Source organism: Bacillota bacterium (genome assembly GCA_040755295.1).
Lineage (GTDB): Bacteria > Bacillota > Desulfotomaculia > Desulfotomaculales > Ammonificaceae > SURF-55.
The window spans coordinates 66,178-84,263 of record JBFMBK010000012.1 but is presented as its reverse complement, the minus strand read 5'-3'; the positions used below and the strand labels follow the sequence as shown (position 1 = coordinate 84,263).

The following is an 18,086-nucleotide window of genomic DNA, read 5'->3' as shown; positions in this document are numbered from 1 at the left end:
CCGGCGTTCCGGTCAACAAGACCATCACCGTGACCTTCAGCGAAAACGTGCTGCAAGGCGCCAACTTCGGCGATATCGCGCTTAAGGACGCCGGCAATAACACCGTGGCGGCAACCAAATCCATAACCGGCAAAGTGTTGACCATTAATCCGGATGCCGATTTGTTTTATAACACCGCTTTTACGGCAACCATTCCGGCGGGCGCCGTAAAGGACGCCGCCGACAACATTCTGGCAAGTGTCTATACCTTCGGCTTTACGACCGAACAAGAGAACGACATTACAGCGCCGACCGTGACCGGCACCGACCCCGCGAATAACGCCACCGGCGTTCCGGTCAACAAGACCATCACCGTGACCTTCAGCGAAAACGTGCTGCAAGACGCCAACTTCGGCGATATTACGCTTAAGGCAGGTACGGTAACAGTGTCCCGTGCCTGCAACATAAGCGGGAAAGTATTAACCATAGATCCGTCCGTCAACCTTGCATACAGCACCAGCTATTCCGTGTACATTCCAGCCGCTGCGGTGAAGGACATAGCGAATAACGCCCTCGCAGGCTCTTACACCTTCGATTTTTCCACCCAGAGCAACGGCGGAGGAGGCAGCGGTGACTCTAGTGGGGACACAACCCCGCCGCAGGTTAAAAGCACCGATCCGATGGACAAGGCTAAAGATGTGCGAGAAAACAAGACCATTACAGTTACGTTTGACGAGAATATCAAGGAGGGTGACGTAGCCGCATACGGGAAGATTATATTACGGGACGCCCAGGGCAAGGATACCGCCTTCTCCAAAAGCATCAGCGGCTCTATGCTCACAATGGATCCAGCTGGAAATCTGCACTACAACGAGACTTACACGGTATCTATTCCCGCCGGCTCAATAGCTGATACTTCGGGTAATAAACTGGCTAAGGATTATGCCTTTAGCTTTACGACCGGTATAGAGACGACTGTGGTTCCTCCTTTCTGTGATTTCACTGATATGAATGACCACTGGGCCAAGGAGACCGTACAACAACTGTGTGTACAGGAAATCATCTCCGGCTACCCGGACGGAACGTTCCGGCCGGATAAAAAAATCACCCGCCTGGAAGCGGCATGCATGCTGGTCCGGGCGCTGAAAACATCCCCCGGAACCGAACAGGATCTGCAGAAGTTTAAGGATGCCGGCAGCATTCCGGAGTGGGCGCGGTCGGATGCGGCAGCCGCCGCCAGGGAAGGCCTGATCAGGGGTTACCCGCATCTTGACGGCAGCCTGACCTTTGAACCTTCAAAACTTATCACCAGGACGGAAGAAGCGGCGTTAATGTCACGTGTGCTCGAAGATAAATTCGGTCCCATCGCTCCGGCGACCCTTAGCTTTACCGACAGCAATAAGATTCCGGACTGGGCAAAGAGGGCTGTAGCCGTAGCTTTGGCAAAAGAGGTTATCGGCGGCCACCCGGATAACTCCTTCCGCCCGCAGGATGATATCACCAGGGCGGAAACCGCCAGTATGATTCTGCGCCTCTTTAAGCAGATAAACGCATGATATGGTTAGACTTTGCTTATACACCATCTAGATAAAGGTGATTGAAGATGTAAAACAGGGGGTTTGCCATCCTAACGGCCGACCCCTCTTTCCTTTGCGGCATTTTTTATTTTAAGCCGGGGCATAATAGAGGTGATATCCGGCAACACTCAGAAGTGGAAGATGTTCGAATCAAGGAGGTTAAAAACGTGGACTGCCCGATTTGCGGCGGCAGGGCTACAGGTAAGGTCGGGGTTGAACACTACTTCTGCTGGGATTGCTGCATTGAATACCGCCTCGATAAAGAGGGGGTGCAGGTCTTCGATATCGACGAAGACGGTTGCCTTGAAAGATTTGACCCCGCTAACGAGGCGTTGTATTAGGTTCAAGGTTCAAGGTTCAAGGTTCAAGGTTCAAGGTTCAAGGTTCAAGGTTCAAGGTTATTTCGGGCTGTTCCACGTGCAATGTTAAGCCGGCATAACGATGAGCCTTTATGTATCATAAGGTTTTGACATAAAGCGGAGGTGGAAAGCGATGTCCTTCTGGCGCGGGTTGATCACCGGGAGCCTCCTCGGAATAGTCGCCGGGGCGGCGTTGTTAATGGATGACGACAACGAAAAACAGGCGGTCCGTCGTCGACATAGAGTAGTACGTACGAATCGAGCCCAGCGGATGGTAAAAGGAATAACAAAACTGGCCGAACTAATGCGGTAGGGTAGAGATGCTTTGCGCCTGCGCAACGTCATCTTCGCCGGCTCACCGTCACGCTCCTTCGTGGTAGCAAGGACAATACCTGTAGATGTCGCCGTATTACTAGTATTTTCCCTGGTGATGATCGGACTTGGGATGCTTGCTTTCAGTAAAACCGAATAGGCTTAATTGGATTAAAGCGTTAAATATCACCCCCATAAACCTGCGATACTCAAAAGGTGCTTCAGTAAAAGAAACGTAGAATTGCACACATCCGGAACTGGTAAGGCGGGAGAGGGGTGACATTGAGTGTTATGCAGTTTTATTCGAGATCGGTAACCTGCTTTCTTTCCTTGACATCTTTAACCGCTTCGAAAACGTCTTCCACGGCTTCAAGAAACACCGGTACCAGCGATGGGTCATAAAACCGCCCGGCGCACCTTTCTATCTCGCGGCAGGCCTCAGAAAAGCTTAATGCCTTACGGTAAGGCCGATCGGTGGTCATAGCGTCGAAACTGTCAGCTATGCGCAGGATTCGCGCGAGCAATGGGATTTCCTCGCCGCGCAACCCGTCGGGATAACCCGAACCGTCGTAGTTCTCGTGGTGGAACCGGACAACCGGCACTATTTCTTTGAAGGCCGCCAACGGCTGGATTATTCCGGTGCCGTACACGGCGTGATTTTTCATTATCGTCCATTCATCCTTGTCCAAAGAACCCTCTTTGTTCAAGATCGAGGTTTCGATCTCTATCTTCCCTATATCGTGAAGATAGGCGCCGTACCGCAAGAAATCCTTCTCCTCTTCGGAAAGCTTAAGTTTCTCCGCAAGGGCAAGGGAGTAAGACATTACCCGCTCCGAATGCCCGAAGGTGTACTTGTCTTTAGTGTTTATCAACGTCACCAGGGTTTGAAGGGTGGGGAAGGCGTCCTTGATTTTCAGCGTGCTGATCTCGCTTAATACCGATTGATAGAGGTAGGGTTTACCGCGGCTGTATTTTGTCCGGAACAGGTCGTTCTCCGCCGTACGGATCAGGGGCAGCGCCTCATCGCCGTCGCCGGGATACCCGGCGAACCCCGTCGAGATAGTAAACGGTTTTGAACACTTTTCACTGCCGCTAAGAAATTCCATAACCCGCGCCCTGATTTCCCGATCAAGTTCCGCCGCGTTCTTCAGGGCATCATCCTTGTCTAAACCCGGAAAGACTACCGCAAATTCGTCGCTGCCGAACCGCGCCGCAAAAAACGGCTCCTCAACCTTCGCTAATAGCGTCTTGCCTATTACCGTCAGGATGTCGTCGCCTTTTTGATAACCGCAAACCGCGTTGTAGTACCGGAACTGCTCGATATCAAACATAATAACGGAGACAGGAGCTTTTTCAGAAACGGCTTTTTGTAAGGATAGCGCCAGTTTTTCCTGAAGATAACGGTGGTTGTACAAGCCGGTCAGATGGTCGTAATCCGCAAGCTTAATCAGTTCGCGCTGGGTGTTTTTTTCTATCTCCATCAAACCGCCCATGATCCATGCCGAAAATGCGGCTACGCTGCCAACAATGAGGTCCGTTTGAAAAACGATATCCGGCAAAGCATGAAGCATTCCGTAATCAAAAAAAAACAGAAGCGCGCCGGATATGACGGCGACACCGATCCCTGCATACTTTCCGAAAGCGGTTGCGGCGATGATCGCGGGAATAATAATTAAGATCTTGGCGGCGAAAAAATCCTTGCTGTACCACAAGAAACCGAAGGTAAGGGATAAGGTGATGACCACTAAAAGTATCTCGTCTATCTTGGGCGGTAAGGCATTTCTCGAAAAAAATCGATTTAAAATATAAACGAATATGTACAAAAGAAAAAGTGCATGAAAAGGATAGAGTTTGTAAATGTCCTTAAGGTTTGATCCCAGCTTAAGATTGAAGAAACTTGCTATAATCATTGAAAAAAGCAAGAGAGAGACGATCTGCGTTATTAAAATGTACTCTGCCAAATCCTCGGCTCTTTTTTCTTCCCATTCGCGCATGTCGTTCTCCTGTTAGGCTGAGCAGCTTTAATTTTTTGATTGCGCGTATTACCGCTTCCCGGCGCCCGGGCAAACAGCTATAATGACTCATCCCCAGAAAGTAGTGTAACACGTTTCGCCCAGGCGCCGGGCACAGCCTCTGTTCCCCCCTCTGCTAACTTACTTCCTCAAAGACTTGGGCACCTCCGGCTGATGCCAAACCCACAGATTACAAGCTGGCCTAATTCCCGCATGCGCAACAGCAACCAGAATATTGAAAACCACCGGCAGCAAAAACAAAGAGTAGAAGAGACGCTTCATCCTATTCACCTCCTTTCATTAATAAATTGTCTGTAAAAACGGCAAACCGGTGTCCTGATCCGGTCAGGCTGAAGGCTTGCCACCAGAGACCGAGGCTTACGGCCCAGACAAGATCAAAAGCCCTCCCGTTAAATATAAGCCAACACTGTCCAACCGCAAAAACAAATATAAGTAATATCGAGTAAAACCGCAGCTTTCTTCGGTGTGTGGTATCTGTGATCGGTTTAGCCGGAGAATCCACTGGAGCTAAGCGGCTGAAAGTGATTACGGATGAAATGAGACCCAAGACAACGATCAAGGATAAACTAAAAAAATTGAAAAAAGGAGCGGCCATTTGAGCCAACTTCCCAAGGGCAGGAGTGACAACCATTCCTATTATGGCGCATACTAACGGGGAACCGCTATGTGCTCCACCGGACGGAAGACGCAGAACAACAACAGTCATAAAAACTGTCAAGGTAGTCCAGAAACACCCTAAGAGCCATCCTATAGCAAGCACGGATACTGCCCCGGTCAAGGCATAAATGATTAATTGCATACCGAAAACCGCAATTTCTTCTTCTTCTGTAGTTAGGCTTAATTTTTCTTTTAAATAACTCGCGGCGGGGCGTACAAAATTAAACCCTGACAAGTTAACACCTTCCTTAAATTAGCATATTAATGTGTGAGTAATCCTTTTCTATTATTATAATAGTTTTTACCTAAAGATAGCAATAATAGAATTATTTCGTAAGGAAGAGCAAAACCTGCCCTTAAAAATGGGTTGGCGAAAGCGGTTTCGTAAGATAGACCGGTAAGTTTTAATAACGCACCGGAATAAGTGAGCTCTAACCCTCCCGCGATGATGAATAATATTAGAACAACAGCAAAAATCTTGCTTAAACTTTTATTAGTAAAAAACTGTGTATAAATAACTAGTGATATAAGCAGAATGATTGAATGGAGTCCATTTGCTATGGGTAAAAGGCGTATAAGGTTCGTCACGCTCTGTAATGAAGAAATGGCGATGACTCTTTTGTCCCATAACCGTAGATTTAACATACTGAAAACAAATAATGTCATCACAAGATTTTCCGGAAAATCTTGAAGCAGGAGAGCATAAAGCTCGTTTGGAAAAGATGTATGAACTATGGCCAACAACCTCCTTATGCAAGCATTTCCTTCAGAGGTAAACCTTACATTAAGCCCTTATTCGACATAATTTATGTTTACCCTTCTGATATTTACTTGTAAATGTAATAATTTACTTATTCGTTTTTCTGTATCGCGGATAAAAGTCCCTTTTTACAGTTATAATGGTTCTTCCATAAAGCCGCCAAACCAAGCACTATCTCGTAAGGAAGGGCAAACGCGGATCTCAAAAACGGATTGGCGAAAGCGGTTTCGTAGGGTATGCCGGTAATTTTTAAAAGTGGATCGGAATACGTAAACGTTAATGCTTCAGTAATGAAAGCGCAAATCAAAATGGAGAAAAAAATCCTGCTTAATTTGACTCCGGTAAAAAACCGCGTGTACATTGCCAGCAGGATAGTTATTACCACCGAGTGCATCCCGTTTGCAATGGGGAGTAGGCGTACAAGGTTAGAAATTGTCATTAGAATGGCGATAATTATCACTCTTTTATCCCGCAAACGCAGGTTTAAAAGGCTGAAGACGAATAACACAACGACCAGGCTTTCGGGGAAATCTTGTAGCAACAAGGCATACAAAAGGTCGGGTATTGTTTCATGTGTCACAATCCTACTTAGCCCCTTACTAAATAAGTTGTTCTTTCTTCTGGTAACTTCTACATTAGCAGTCCTTTGACAAAAAAGGTGTTATTCCTTCTGATTTCTTGTTACTTTCTAATGAGCGTGGAAAATCGAAACCTTAAACATCATTTTAATACAGTTTTTAATACTCATATAGGATTTATGGGAATCTGGGGTTTCGTTTTCAAAAAAAGAAACCCCGGGTTTTACCGGGGTCAGCCGGAGGTGGGTTGTAATTTTTTTAGCAATCTGTACCAGCGGATGAGTACTGCGTCTCTCATATCGCATTCTTTCCGTTTTTTATATGGTACAGATTCCTGAAATCTTCGATCAGGTTAGATTTGCAGGTTAGATTTGAGTTTCTTTATACATAATCGACACTTATTCCTATTCCTTTACACATTTCGTTCTTTTTCTTCATAGTTGTTCTTTGTTGTTCTTTTGAGGATCCTTTTTTGCTTTATCCTCATACATTCGCCTGTCAGCCAAGGCCACCAGCTCATCACCCGTAGTGCCGTCCCTCGGGCAGAAAGACACGCCGATGCTGGCCGTCTTCGAGCATTTTCCCATTTCTTTTAATAAACGATCAATAACCCCTTCTTCGTTAGCCGCACCCGAAAAAAGGACAACAAACTCATCACCGCCGAAGCGCGCGACACTGTCCGTGGCTCTCACCACAGAGCTCAGAGCCTGGGCGATTTCTCTTAACACTTCATCGCCTTTCAGATGACCGTACCTGTCGTTGACTTCTTTCAATTCATCCACATCTAAAACCGCCACCCCAAAAGGTTCCCCATAACGCTGGTACCTGGCTATCGCTTCTTCGAGCCGCTGGTAGAAGTGACGTCTGTTATACAGTCCCGTTAGAGAATCGGTCAGTGCTTCGCGTTCAAGCGCTTCGTGTAGACGCATATATCTAACCACTAGGTACCCTACGCTTGAGCTCAGGAATATATATCCGCCGCAGTGCGCGAAATCAACAAAAAATACGTGCTGCCATAACCCAACCGGGTGAATATGATCATAAATATTACCGATTGCGCCTACCACAAAAGAGATTAAACCCGCGACAAGAAGGATAATCATGCCTCGATCGCGTAAAAACCGTGTCGACATATAAATGGAAACACCCACCCAAGTGAGCAACGCTCCCTCCAGAAGCATGTCCGACACCAGACCTATAGCATCGCTCGAAAGCACAAAGGGCCTGAGCAAGAGATTATCCTCCCGGTGTCTACTTTGGAAGTGCACTTCGACATTAATCGCCACATTCCTTCATAAGTTTTGAATTTTTTTTCTAAAGTTGCATCTTTTTTATTTTAATTAGTTAACAAGAAGGTTATAACCTTCAACCCGTCTTTATTGGCATAGAGCAGATTTTGTATTGGATTGCCAATCTTTCTCGCAAAATTAACCGCCAAGGGTCACATCCTGCACCTCATACCAGCTCAAAGCTTCATAAAATTGCTCTGGTTTGAAGTCCGGCCATAATTCCTCCACCACATAAAAATCCGCGTATATCGATTGAACGGGGAGGAATCCGCTGAGTCTGCGGCGACCGCCCCAGCGTATGATCAGATCGACACGAGAAATATCCGATGAAGCGATTTTATTAACCAAACTTTTCAGCGTCTTGCTGTCGGCATCAGCAGATCCTAACGCATGGTTCAAGTCCCACTTCCACCCGTAGTTAACCAGAAAGTTTATTTTGATCAAGCCCCTGCCGAAAGTGGTTCTTCGGGAGAAGGGAACAAGCTCCGGAGGAAACAACTGCGAAGAATTATCCCCTATCACGAGCAATGACGCGTCCTTATCCGCAAGCATTTTTACAGCGTCCACACATGCCTTCTGAAACGCCGTTCTTTGAATTGCCGGTCGTTTTGTGTTATCTTGCGTGAAGCCGTAAAATGTGATTTCCTGAATGCCAAGTTCCAAGGCCATTTCGTACAGCATTAAGCCCGGAACCAGACCCACTCTGTATCCGGCTTCCTTTGGAAGACCGTTTTGTACTGACCACCTTCTGTTGCCATCCGGGATGATTCCTATATGCCGCGGAAGACGTCGAAATTTAACGGCCATACAACTCCCTCCTCTTAAATAAGATTTCCCTTGGGAATGATATTCATTACTAAAGCCTTTCGAAATACGCGGCCGGCTTGCAGGTCTTTTTGGAGGTCATTTTATGATTCTTTTACCTTTACTTTGCATAAGAACTAATAAACGTAATACGTGCCGGCATTAGAGCAGGCAGCGATAGTTTCTAAACGGTTTTTCGCCGCAGGCAGGAGATGAAAGAAAAGCGTCGAATTGAAAATAGTTATCTTAACCCAAATTGTTTTATATCGCCGCAAGAGGTTAAGTATACTCTTTCAAGGTAAAGGATAGTGTAGATGAATCCAAAGATTAAGGAACTGAAGATCGGAGACTTGACCGCCGAGATCCCAATAATTCAGGGAGGTATGGGCGTAGGAATCTCTATGTCACGGCTCGCATCGGCGGTGGCGAACGAAGGCGGGATAGGCGTTATAGCCACCGCGTGCATCGGAATGCTGGAACCGGACTTTAGAAAGAATTTTCTCGAGGCGAATATCCGCGCCTTAAGAAGAGAGATCAGAAAGGCAAGAGAACTAACCCGGGGTATTCTCGGAGTCAACATCATGGTGGCGTTGACCAACTTCGCCGACATGGTAAAGACGGCTGTCGAGGAAGAAGTAGATATTATTTTTTCCGGGGCCGGGCTGCCCTTGAACCTGCCGCAGTTTTTAGGCGGATCCAAGAAGACCAAGCTTGTTCCCATCGTTTCTTCCGCGAGGGCGGCAGGCGCCATAATAAAGCGCTGGCTGGGGAAATACAATTATCTCCCTGACGCTATCGTCGTCGAAGGGCCGATGGCGGGAGGACACCTCGGTTTTAAAAAGGAACAGATCGGCGATCCGAATTACCTGCTGGAAAAACTGGTACCGGAGGTAATCGAGGAAACAAAACAGGTTGGAGAAACCAACGGCAAAACCATACCGGTAATTGCGGCAGGAGGGATATACACCGGGGAAGACATATTCAAGTTTTTGCAGTTGGGAGCGTCGGGAGTTCAGATGGGGACCCGTTTCGTAACCACCCATGAATGCGACGCCTCACTGAACTTTAAACAGGCTTACCTCGACTCGTCGAAGGACGATCTCGTGATTATAGAAAGCCCCGTTGGAATGCCGGGAAGGGCTATAAGGAATCAGTTCATTGAGGATATCAAGACCGGAAAGAAGAAACCGTTCCAGTGCGCCTACCACTGTATTAAAACCTGCGACTGCAAAAACAGTCCCTATTGCATCGCCCTGGTTTTAATCAACGCCCAGAAGGGTAATCTCAAGCACGGATTTGCGTTTGCGGGACAAAACGCTTATAGGGCGGAAAAGATCATATCGGTCAGAGAACTGTTCGGCAGTCTTTTGGATGAGTATAGGAATGCACTGAAACGGGCATGGAATGCCGTTGAAATCTGTCAATAGATAAAAAGCTGGTGATCAAATGTATTCGCTACTTTTCAATCATCTCTTCCGGCACAGCAGGGATATCATCCTGCTTGTCCGTTATGAAGGTATAATAATCGAAGCCAACGATGCCGCGGTAGCCACTTACGGTTATGAACGCGAAGAATTACTCGCTCTTTTGTTTCAGGATATATGGGCTCCCGAAACGGAATTCGACCTGCCGGCCCATATAGCCCAGGCTGCCGAACAGGCAGAGGTTGAAAAAATGCTGCACCGCCGCAATGACGGCAGTATTTTCCCTGTAGAAATCATCTCGCGAAGCACGCGCATAGATGGAGAGGACTTGCTTCTGTGCATAATTCACGACGCCTCCAGGCAAGAAAACGGTGAGACTTATGACACGCTGACCAAAGAGTATGAAGACCTTAAACTTGCCTATGAGGAGATTAAGGTCGCTTACGAAGAGTTGGCCGGAACCACTTATGACTCCTTTATCGATCTTAGCAATCTGGTATTGTCTAACTTGAAGGAAGAAATGGCACGCAAACGTGCCGAGTTGCTGTCGACCACCGACTATCTCACCGGGGTTTTGAACCGCCGGGCCTTTGAGAGTCAACTGAAGAAAGAGGTTAACCGGGCGCGGCGGGAAGATAAACCCCTCGGGATAATCCTGGCCGATATCGACGATTTCAAGCTTTTCAATGATACATACGGCCATCAGGTAGGTGATACGGTTTTAAAGAAATTCGCCTCTTTCCTGACTCAGAAAAGTCGTTCTTATGATTTCGTGGGACGTTACGGCGGTGAAGAATTCATTCTCTGCCTTCCCGGCGCCGGCGCCGACGAAGCCATAAGAATAGCCGAACGCCTGCATGCGGCGTTACGGGCTCAATCCCTACATCTTCCCGGGTTCAATCAGATAAACATATGCGCAAGCTTCGGCGTGGCGGTTTTAAGAGCGGAAGAGATTGAAAGCGTGGACTCCCTAATCCGGCGTGCGGATGAAGCCTTGTACGAAGCTAAAGCCGCCGGAAAAAACTGCGTGCGTTTCTCGCTCTGAAGGCACCTTTATTCGCATAGCCGCCGGTTTTTAACGGTACGAAGCCCTTGCAGGGCATCCTGTAAGGCCTTTTTTATTCAAACACTCCTACGTCGGAAGCGCCGATAAACTGCGCAATAAGAATAGTTTACATAACGCTGCAATGCCATGTCTGAGCAGGAGAGAGGGTAGGGCCGAGAACAACCAATAATAACTTGCAGTTTAAATACCGAAATCGTTTGAATGCGGCCATATCGTTAAAGTCCAAAATTGCTTAACATAACATCTTAACCTGATTTGCGGAAACATTTTCTCCCGAGGTTGGTTTACATAATGCCATTTAGAGCCTCGTCGCCTTCGATAGGAAGCACCCGCAATCAATGGCACTATAACATCGGGGCCGTTTAATTTTATTATCTAAAATTTAAATATGTTGGAGGAATTTTATATTTTTTGTCGAATTGTTTTAAAAATTCTTGAAAGGAGTTGTTGTCCTAATATGATAATCTGTTTAACCTGGTTGGTAGGATTGCTTTGCGTGCTGCTAGGCATCTATGAATTTGTCAAAAATGATCCTATGCTCGGCGTTCTCTGGCTGGCAGTAGGAGTGGCTGTGGCTTTCGTAGGCCAGGTCTGGAAGAAAAGGAAGAAGATTAACCAGGACTAATACCATGCTTCATGCTTAGTAATCATATCCCTTAAACAAAACACCCCGATTACGAAACCTCCGGGGTGTTTCTTTTTATGCAATTTGATATAGATATAGTTCAGGGCCTGGTCATAATCCATGAAGACCTGCATTTTGAAAGCATAGTCGATTTCATTTCCTACCTTAAAAATACCCATGGAAGCCTTGAAGAGAAGTTTTGCCGTTATTACGACGATATCGGCCTGTACGTGGTCATTTAGGGCCTGGTAGGTATATTTACCCTTAAATTTGAATTACAGGGGCCTTGTAGGCCATTCTGGAGCACGTTTTATTAATTCGGATCCAAAAGGGATTCCTATTATGTCAAGCAGCGAAAATGTCAGTCGCGAAAGAGGCGTTTAGAAGCCAGGGTGAATAGCCGTTTATAATGCACTCCAAAAACATGCTAATAAGAGGCGGAAAGCCGGCGGCCCTAACCCTTGTGGGGGCAGGGATTTATCAACGCTGGTTGACATAATACTTATTAGCGGAAGTTCTTTTTAATCGCGTCCATTTTTTCTTAAAAGAATTTGCCTGTCACCGCCCTCTTCCTCCTCCTCCTTTAACATTCATTTTTATATGTTTAGCCTGAACTCTCTAAAGTGAGCGACCGGTCAAACACAACACCCCTTCCGGAAATGCTTGATAAACTAATCAACCTGCAAGCATCCGCCCACAACCAAATAATACCATTAAGTCTGTATTGCTCCAGGACTGCGGTGGACGTAAAATACCACCTTTAAGGACAAGACACTCATCCCTCTGCCCTATCGCGCCTGTCAGTGACGTTTACGCAAAGGCTATTGCATTGGAGCAGTCAAAATCGTTATTAAGCTTTTTAAAACATAAAGGGATTGAATTTCAGACGTGGAATATATCAGCAAAGTTACATGTTGGAAACGGCAGCGTTTGAAATTCTTCACGATTTGGGACGAGGTTTTCCAGCAGGGGAACTTATGAGGCGCCGCCGTGGTAGGTCTGCTTTAAGGGCAAGGACGCTTTTGCGTTTACCGTACATGAAGTATAACGCTACTCCGAGCGCCATCCATACCAAAAATCGCACCCATGTAAGAGGCGGAAGGCTGAAGATAAGATAAAGCGAAAAAGCTAAAGACAACAATGGTAAATAGGGTGAAAAAGGTACTTTAAAAGGACGATTGGCATCCGGATCCGTCTTACGAAGCACAAGAACACCTATGGCCACAACGACAAAGGCGGTAAGCGTCCCGATATTGGCAAGCTGCGCCACGATGCCTATCGGAACGAGGCCCGCGATGACTACTATTCCGACCCCGACAAAAATGGAACTCAGGTAGGGTGTCTTAATCCGCGGATGTACCTTACTGAAGACCCCCGGCAGAAGACCGTCGCGCGACATGGCGTAGAATACCCTGGTCTGAGCGTAGACCAGCACCAGAAGAACCGAGGTGATGCCGGCAAGAGCCCCGACGGCAACAATCCCGCCCGCCCACGTCACTCCCGCCTTGAGAAGCGCCGTAGCGACGGGCGAGGCGACGTCTAATTGTCTGTAAGCAACCAGGCCCGTCAGAACGACGGTGACCAGGATGTAGAGGATTGTTGAGATCGCCAGTGACCCGATGATTCCAATCGGCAGATTGCGCTGGGGATTCTTCGTCTCCTCGGCAGCGGTAGCCACGGCGTCAAAACCGATATAAGCGAAGAATATAATGGCGGCTCCGTGCGCTATTCCCGGATAACCGAAAGGGAAAAAGGGATGCCAGTTGGCCGGGTTGACGTGTCCGGCACCCAAAATGATAAAAAACAATACGACGCCGACTTTTATAGCCACGATCACCTTGTTGACCGTGGTGCTCTCGCGCGTGCCGGCGGTGACAAGCGCGGTTACGGTTATAGCTATCAGCACCGCAGGAAGGTTTATCATGCCGCCGGCAGCCGGCGGGCCGGTTAAGGCAGACGGAAACGCGATGCCGATTGCTCGAAAAGCTTCGGTGAAATATGCGCTCCACCCGATGGAAACAGCAGCGGCAGCCACAAGATACTCCAATACTATGTTCCAACCGACGATCCAGGCGGCAAACTCCCCCAATGAAGCGTAAGTGTACGTGTACGCGCTGCCGGCCACCGGGATCATGGCCGCCAGTTCCGCGTAGGTAATCGCCGCAAGAACGGCTGCCACCCCGGACAGCAGGAACGAAAGTATCAGGGCTGGACCGGCATACTGCGCCGCAGCCACACCGGTAAGAACAAAAATTCCGGTGCCGATGATAGCCCCAATGCCTAACGCCACCAGGTCCAGTGGGCCGAGCATGCGGGAAAGCTTACTGGTATCTCTTTCTTTTAAAAGCTCCTGCAAAGGTTTTTTTCGCCGGATGCCGGATATGATTTGGTCCAACCACCTTTCTTTCTATATTATGAACACGATGACAAAAGAAAATATTGCACCGCAATACGGACAACTACAAAGCAGCGAGTAGCGGCTGCCATCCCGGGATACCATAGCAAAATATCTTGGAGGTAATTTAAATGCGGATTAAATGGTTCGGACATTCATGTTTCTTTCTTGTTACCGGTGCCGGGATAAAGGTAATGACCGACCCGTACGACGAAGACACAGGTTTTCGCGTTCCCCCGGTTGCACCCGATGTCGTGACCGTAAGCCACCAGCATCATGACCACAACGCCGTCAGCCTTGTACAGGGAAAGCCTATTGTTGTTGATAAAACAGGGACGCACTTGGCGAAGGGCATAAACATCCGCGGGGTCGCCACCTTTCATGACAACGAAAAAGGGAAAAGGCGGGGCCTCAATACCGTCTTCACTATTGAAACGGACGGGGTAAAAATCTGCCACCTGGGAGATCTCGGACACTGTCTTGAGCCGGACAAACTGATGGAAATCGGGCTTGCAGACGTTCTGCTGATTCCTGTAGGCGGCACCTACACGATTGACGCGAACGAAGCGGCTGCCCTTACTAAAGAGATGAAACCGCGGATCGCCGTCCCGATGCACTACAAGATCCCCGGCCTTAACGTCTCCGTGGCCCCGGCGGACGGCTTTCTTAAACACTTCGGCACTGTCGAGCGCAGGCCGTTCCTTGAGCTGACCCCGGACAACCTGCCCGCAGAAAGCACGATCGTGCTGCTGGACAGGCTACAGTCGTGAGAACGTTAATTCGGCCCTGGCCGCTCAGGCGATTGTAGTATCCGGATATCTTCCATCGCAAGCCTTACCGCTTCCGGAACCGCTTCCTCCACTTCAGGAGAGAGTTCGGGCCCCATGGAAAAATTTCTGCCTTTAATGCCGTAGATGATAAGGTGGGGTGGAAGCCGGTCTAAAGCGCGTGCCAGCTCTACCGCCTCAGCAACGCCGAAAAGATGGGTCGAATAATGGAAAATATCCTTCGGAACGGGCTGCGCGCCAGCTCTAAAACGTTGGATCGTCCCCGGTTCCGAGCCCGAACGCAGGCTGTCGAACAGGATGACCGCATCCTGTTCCTTCCAGAGTTCCATTAGAGCCGCCCCCTCCCCGCTCTCCTCCACTACTTTAACGCCGGGAAGGTTTTTCTCTCTTATGTTGGACGCGGCTATGAGACCTGCCGCGTCGTCACCGCGGTACGCATTACCGACGCCGATCACCAATACCGGACTTCCGTCCATAAGGTTGTTCTCGTTCCCGTCAGCCATCATTCCCTCACCACACTCGGTTTCAACAGATGGGTTGCGCAGGATATACACGGATCGTAATTCCTTACGGTCTGTTCGCACTGCCATACCAGCTTTTCCTCAGGCTGATTCAGATTCCGACTTACAAACTCCCGGAGGTCGCTTTCAATGCTCTTCTGGTTTTGCGCGGTCGGCGGGACAATTTTTGCGTCGACTATGTCGCCGTCGTCATCAATACGGTAGCGGTGGTACAAAACACCGCGCGGCGCCTCGGTACACGCGTATCCCGTATTCGCCCGCGGTCTTACTTCCGCCGCATGCAACATCCGAGGCACCTTATAATTCGATATGATTCGCAGCGACTCGTCGCAGGCGTAAAGGGTTTCAACAGCGCGCACGATGATGCCCTTGAACGGGTTGCGGCAGATGCCGGCGAGTCCGGCTGATTGAGCCGCTTCGCGTGCCGCACCGGACAGGCGGTTATAATTCAGATTATACCGGGCCAGCGGGCCGACCAGGTACTCCCCGCCTTCCTTTAACGCCGACTGGAGTGCGTTCGAGTACGGCACATGCTCCTCTACAAAATGATCGTCGTAGCGGTCCGCGGAAATATCGAGCCCTTTGTTGGAGACAATCCGCCCCTCGTTTACCGGATACTCTTGCGGATGTCTCAGGGCCACGAACGTGTAATCCCTTTCGAACTGCGGAAAAGGGAAAGCAGCCACCCACCGGACGGTTTCCAGAGCCGCTTCCCTCGCCCACTCCAGACGTTTGACCAGCGGGAAGAGTTCCCGCCCTTCGGGCAATCTGTAAAACCCCCCCACGCGCACGTTAATGGGGTGTATTTCTCTGCCGCCTACGGCGGCGACGACCTCATTCCCAACCTTTTTTAATTGCAGGCCCCTTTGCACGACGTCCGGATAATCCTTCGCCATTTGAATCGAATCCTCATACCCGAGAAAATCCGGAGCATGCAGCATATAGACGTGCAGGGCGTGGCTCTCAATCCACTCGCCGAGGTGAATGAGACGGCGCAGCGCCCGTATTTGCTCCCCAACGGCAATCCCGAATGCTCCTTCCAGCGCCCGCACCGCAGTTATCTGGTAGGCCACCGGACAGATCCCGCAGATGCGGGCCGTTATGTCCGGAGCTTCGGAATACTTGCGCCCGCGGAGCAGCGCTTCAAAGAAACGCGGCGGCTCAAAAATCTTGAGTTTCACCTCGGCAATCTTATCGTCTTTGACCCTTACAAGAAGCCCGCCTTCCCCTTCGACGCGGGCAAGGTAATCTACTTTCAGCGTCTTACTCACGGGCTTCACTCTCTTTGCGAAACGCTTCCGCACCGGCGTTAAACGTACGGAGCGCGCGGATAATATCCTTATTCTCAACACCGAGGCGTTCCCATTGCCGGCTCAGGGATTCAGCGTTCGGCGTCTCCATCGGGCCGAAACACCCGTAGCACCCGCGGTTGTATGACGGGCAAAGCGCGCCGCAACCGGCGTGTGTTACAGGTCCCAGACACGGAACACCTTGTGTAACCATGATACAGGGCATACCGCTCTGCTTGCATTCGATGCAGACGCTGTGCGGCGGCGTGTTAGGCTTCCGTCCGTGAAGGAAGGCGCTGATCACCTCGACAAGCTGCTTCTTGTTGATGGGACAGCCGCGAAGCTCGTAATCAACGTGAACGTGTTCACCGACCGGTGTCGACTTATCGAGGGTGCTGATGTACTCCGGTGTAGCATACACGATGGATACGAGTTCTTTCACGTCCCGGAAGTTGCGCAGCGCCTGGATACCGCCGGAAGTCGCACACGCGCCGACGGCGACCAGGAACTTCGATTCACGGCGCACCTTTTGAATCCGCTCGGCGTCGTGAGGCGTAGTAATGGAGCCCTCGACCAGCGAAAGATCGTACGGCCCGTTAACCGCGGCTCGTGTCGCTTCCGGAAAGTGCGCGATATCCACGACACCCACAATGTCGAGCAGCTCGTCTTCCAGGTCAAGCAGCGCCAGCTGGCACCCCGAACAGGAGCCGAATTTCCAAACGGCCAGTTTCGGTTTAGGCTTGTCGGCCATCTCAGATCTCTCGCTTTCCGAAAAACGGTTTAATAACATCGTAGCGCAAAACGGGCCCGTCCTTACAAACGAAAAACGGACCCAACTGGCAGTGCCCGCATAAACCGACGCCGCATTTCATGTTTCTCTCCATGGAGATATAGATGTTATCCTCGGTTACCCCGCGTTTCTGCAGCTCCAGCACCGTAAAACGCATCATCGCCTCGGGACCGCAGATCATAGCCACCGTGTTTGGAGGATCAAACGACACCTCGGAGATCAGCGTCGTCACGACGCCTACCCTGCCTCCCCATTCTTTCGATGCCCTGTCCACCGTGATTAGAACATCGAGGTCGTTCCCCGTTCGCCACTCTTCCAGTTCCCTGCGGTAGACGATCTCTTCCGGGCTGCGTGCTCCGTACAACACAGCCGCCCCGCCATATTTGTCTTTGGCGGAACGAATCTTATACAGCGCCGGCCGAAGCGGCGCCAGTCCGATTCCGCCGGCTACAACGACAACATCACGACCGGCCGCTTCTTCCACCGGCCAGCAAGTCCCGAAAGGGCCGCGCACTCCCAGCGTGTCACCGCCACCCAGTGTACAGATCGCTTCCGTCACCGTTCCCACGGCACGTACGGTATGGACCAGCCTTTCCGGTGCTGCAGGATCGCCGCTGATGGAAATCGGCACTTCGCCGACGCCGAATGCATACAGCATGTTGAACTGACCGGGCCGGAACGGACGTATACCCATCCCGTTTACCGGCTCTATTTCGAGGGAGACCGTATCGCCGGTTTCCCGCTGCTTTCGCCTTACGCGGTATAAGTGCGCTGCCATGGGTTCCGCGGTTTCGGAGTTCATCGTCGTGCGCTTTTCACGTTCCAAGTCAGCCATTCCGC

Annotated in this window: 20 protein-coding genes; 9 read left to right on the top strand and 11 right to left on the bottom strand. The window is 49.7% G+C overall.

The annotated features are described in order from the left end of the window. From AB1500_09820 to AB1500_09805, 4 genes are all read left to right on the top strand, one after another. A partial coding sequence (locus tag AB1500_09820) for an Ig-like domain-containing protein (GenBank protein MEW6183453.1) occupies nucleotides 1-1,535 on the top strand: 1,535 nt, incomplete at its 5' end. A 188-nt stretch (nucleotides 1,536-1,723) separates the two neighbouring features. After that, nucleotides 1,724-1,897, top strand: a complete 174-nt coding sequence (locus AB1500_09815; protein MEW6183452.1) for a hypothetical protein — start codon at nucleotides 1,724-1,726, stop codon at nucleotides 1,895-1,897. 151 nt (nucleotides 1,898-2,048) lie between these two features. Then, nucleotides 2,049-2,228 carry a YtxH domain-containing protein gene (locus AB1500_09810; protein ID MEW6183451.1) on the top strand — a complete coding sequence of 60 codons (180 nt, stop codon included), beginning with the start codon at nucleotides 2,049-2,051 and terminating at the stop codon, nucleotides 2,226-2,228. A gap of 12 nt (nucleotides 2,229-2,240) precedes the next feature. Further along, nucleotides 2,241-2,387 (top strand): hypothetical protein, encoded by a 147-nt coding sequence (locus tag AB1500_09805; GenBank protein MEW6183450.1) that lies wholly within the window; start codon nucleotides 2,241-2,243, stop codon nucleotides 2,385-2,387. A 139-nt stretch (nucleotides 2,388-2,526) separates the two neighbouring features. On the opposite strand, the gene AB1500_09800 is transcribed toward AB1500_09805, so the two are convergent. The 6 genes from AB1500_09800 to AB1500_09775 all read right to left on the bottom strand — a co-directional run bounded on the left by AB1500_09800 (nucleotide 2,527) and on the right by AB1500_09775 (nucleotide 8,351). Further along, nucleotides 2,527-4,221 carry a diguanylate cyclase gene (locus AB1500_09800; GenBank protein MEW6183449.1) on the bottom strand — a complete coding sequence of 565 codons (1,695 nt, stop codon included), beginning with the start codon at nucleotides 4,219-4,221 and terminating at the stop codon, nucleotides 2,527-2,529. A gap of 159 nt (nucleotides 4,222-4,380) precedes the next feature. Beyond that, entirely contained in the window at nucleotides 4,381-4,521 is a 141-nt protein-coding gene (locus AB1500_09795; GenBank protein MEW6183448.1) for a cyclic lactone autoinducer peptide, read from the bottom strand. A 1-nt stretch (nucleotide 4,522) separates the two neighbouring features. Beyond that, nucleotides 4,523-5,152, bottom strand: a complete 630-nt coding sequence (locus AB1500_09790) for an accessory gene regulator B family protein (protein ID MEW6183447.1) — start codon at nucleotides 5,150-5,152, stop codon at nucleotides 4,523-4,525. Nucleotides 5,153-5,178: 26 nt separating this feature from the next. Continuing rightward, a complete protein-coding gene (locus tag AB1500_09785) occupies nucleotides 5,179-5,658 on the bottom strand; it encodes a hypothetical protein (GenBank protein MEW6183446.1) in 480 nt (159 codons plus the stop codon). Between the two features lie 1,031 nt (nucleotides 5,659-6,689). Continuing rightward, the gene (locus AB1500_09780) at nucleotides 6,690-7,487 is read right to left on the bottom strand and encodes a GGDEF domain-containing protein (protein ID MEW6183445.1); all 798 of its coding nucleotides are present in this window, start codon (nucleotides 7,485-7,487) and stop codon (nucleotides 6,690-6,692) included. 195 nt (nucleotides 7,488-7,682) lie between these two features. Then, on the bottom strand, nucleotides 7,683-8,351 hold the full coding sequence (locus tag AB1500_09775) for an undecaprenyl diphosphate synthase family protein (protein ID MEW6183444.1): 669 nt from the start codon (nucleotides 8,349-8,351) through the stop codon (nucleotides 7,683-7,685). Nucleotides 8,352-8,662: 311 nt separating this feature from the next. Here AB1500_09775 and AB1500_09770 point away from each other — a divergent pair, with 311 nt between their 5' ends. The 4 genes from AB1500_09770 (at nucleotide 8,663) to AB1500_09755 (ending at nucleotide 11,705) form a co-directional block, all read left to right on the top strand. Then, complete coding sequence (locus AB1500_09770; GenBank protein MEW6183443.1) at nucleotides 8,663-9,775, top strand: nitronate monooxygenase family protein; 1,113 nt, start codon at nucleotides 8,663-8,665, stop codon at nucleotides 9,773-9,775. Nucleotides 9,776-9,794: 19 nt separating this feature from the next. After that, nucleotides 9,795-10,817, top strand: coding sequence for a sensor domain-containing diguanylate cyclase (locus AB1500_09765; protein MEW6183442.1), 1,023 nt, complete (start codon nucleotides 9,795-9,797; stop codon nucleotides 10,815-10,817). Between the two features lie 478 nt (nucleotides 10,818-11,295). Then, on the top strand, nucleotides 11,296-11,463 hold the full coding sequence (locus tag AB1500_09760) for a hypothetical protein (protein MEW6183441.1): 168 nt from the start codon (nucleotides 11,296-11,298) through the stop codon (nucleotides 11,461-11,463). Between the two features lie 77 nt (nucleotides 11,464-11,540). Continuing rightward, nucleotides 11,541-11,705, top strand: a complete 165-nt coding sequence (locus AB1500_09755; GenBank protein ID MEW6183440.1) for a hypothetical protein — start codon at nucleotides 11,541-11,543, stop codon at nucleotides 11,703-11,705. Nucleotides 11,706-12,403: 698 nt separating this feature from the next. On the opposite strand, the gene AB1500_09750 is transcribed toward AB1500_09755, so the two are convergent. Further along, nucleotides 12,404-13,858 carry an amino acid permease gene (locus AB1500_09750; protein ID MEW6183439.1) on the bottom strand — a complete coding sequence of 485 codons (1,455 nt, stop codon included), beginning with the start codon at nucleotides 13,856-13,858 and terminating at the stop codon, nucleotides 12,404-12,406. Between the two features lie 131 nt (nucleotides 13,859-13,989). On the opposite strand from AB1500_09750, the gene AB1500_09745 reads away from it, so the two are divergent. After that, nucleotides 13,990-14,628: an MBL fold metallo-hydrolase gene (locus AB1500_09745; GenBank protein ID MEW6183438.1), complete on the top strand. Its 639-nt coding sequence runs from the start codon at nucleotides 13,990-13,992 to the stop codon at nucleotides 14,626-14,628. 5 nt (nucleotides 14,629-14,633) lie between these two features. Here AB1500_09745 and AB1500_09740 read toward each other — a convergent pair whose 3' ends face one another. From AB1500_09740 to AB1500_09725, 4 genes are read right to left on the bottom strand one after another with little or no spacing between them, the layout of a single operon-like run. Further along, complete coding sequence (locus tag AB1500_09740; protein ID MEW6183437.1) at nucleotides 14,634-15,152, bottom strand: hydrogenase maturation protease; 519 nt, start codon at nucleotides 15,150-15,152, stop codon at nucleotides 14,634-14,636. Then, on the bottom strand, nucleotides 15,149-16,438 hold the full coding sequence (locus tag AB1500_09735; GenBank protein ID MEW6183436.1) for a Ni/Fe hydrogenase subunit alpha: 1,290 nt from the start codon (nucleotides 16,436-16,438) through the stop codon (nucleotides 15,149-15,151). Before AB1500_09735 ends, AB1500_09740 begins: the two co-directional genes overlap by 4 nt. Further along, entirely contained in the window at nucleotides 16,431-17,207 is a 777-nt protein-coding gene (locus AB1500_09730; protein MEW6183435.1) for an oxidoreductase, read from the bottom strand. The genes AB1500_09735 and AB1500_09730 overlap by 8 nt, the downstream gene beginning before the upstream one ends. Before the next feature lies 1 nt (nucleotide 17,208). Continuing rightward, nucleotides 17,209-18,081: an FAD/NAD(P)-binding protein gene (locus tag AB1500_09725; GenBank protein ID MEW6183434.1), complete on the bottom strand. Its 873-nt coding sequence runs from the start codon at nucleotides 18,079-18,081 to the stop codon at nucleotides 17,209-17,211. Between the last annotated feature and the right edge of the window lie 5 nt (nucleotides 18,082-18,086).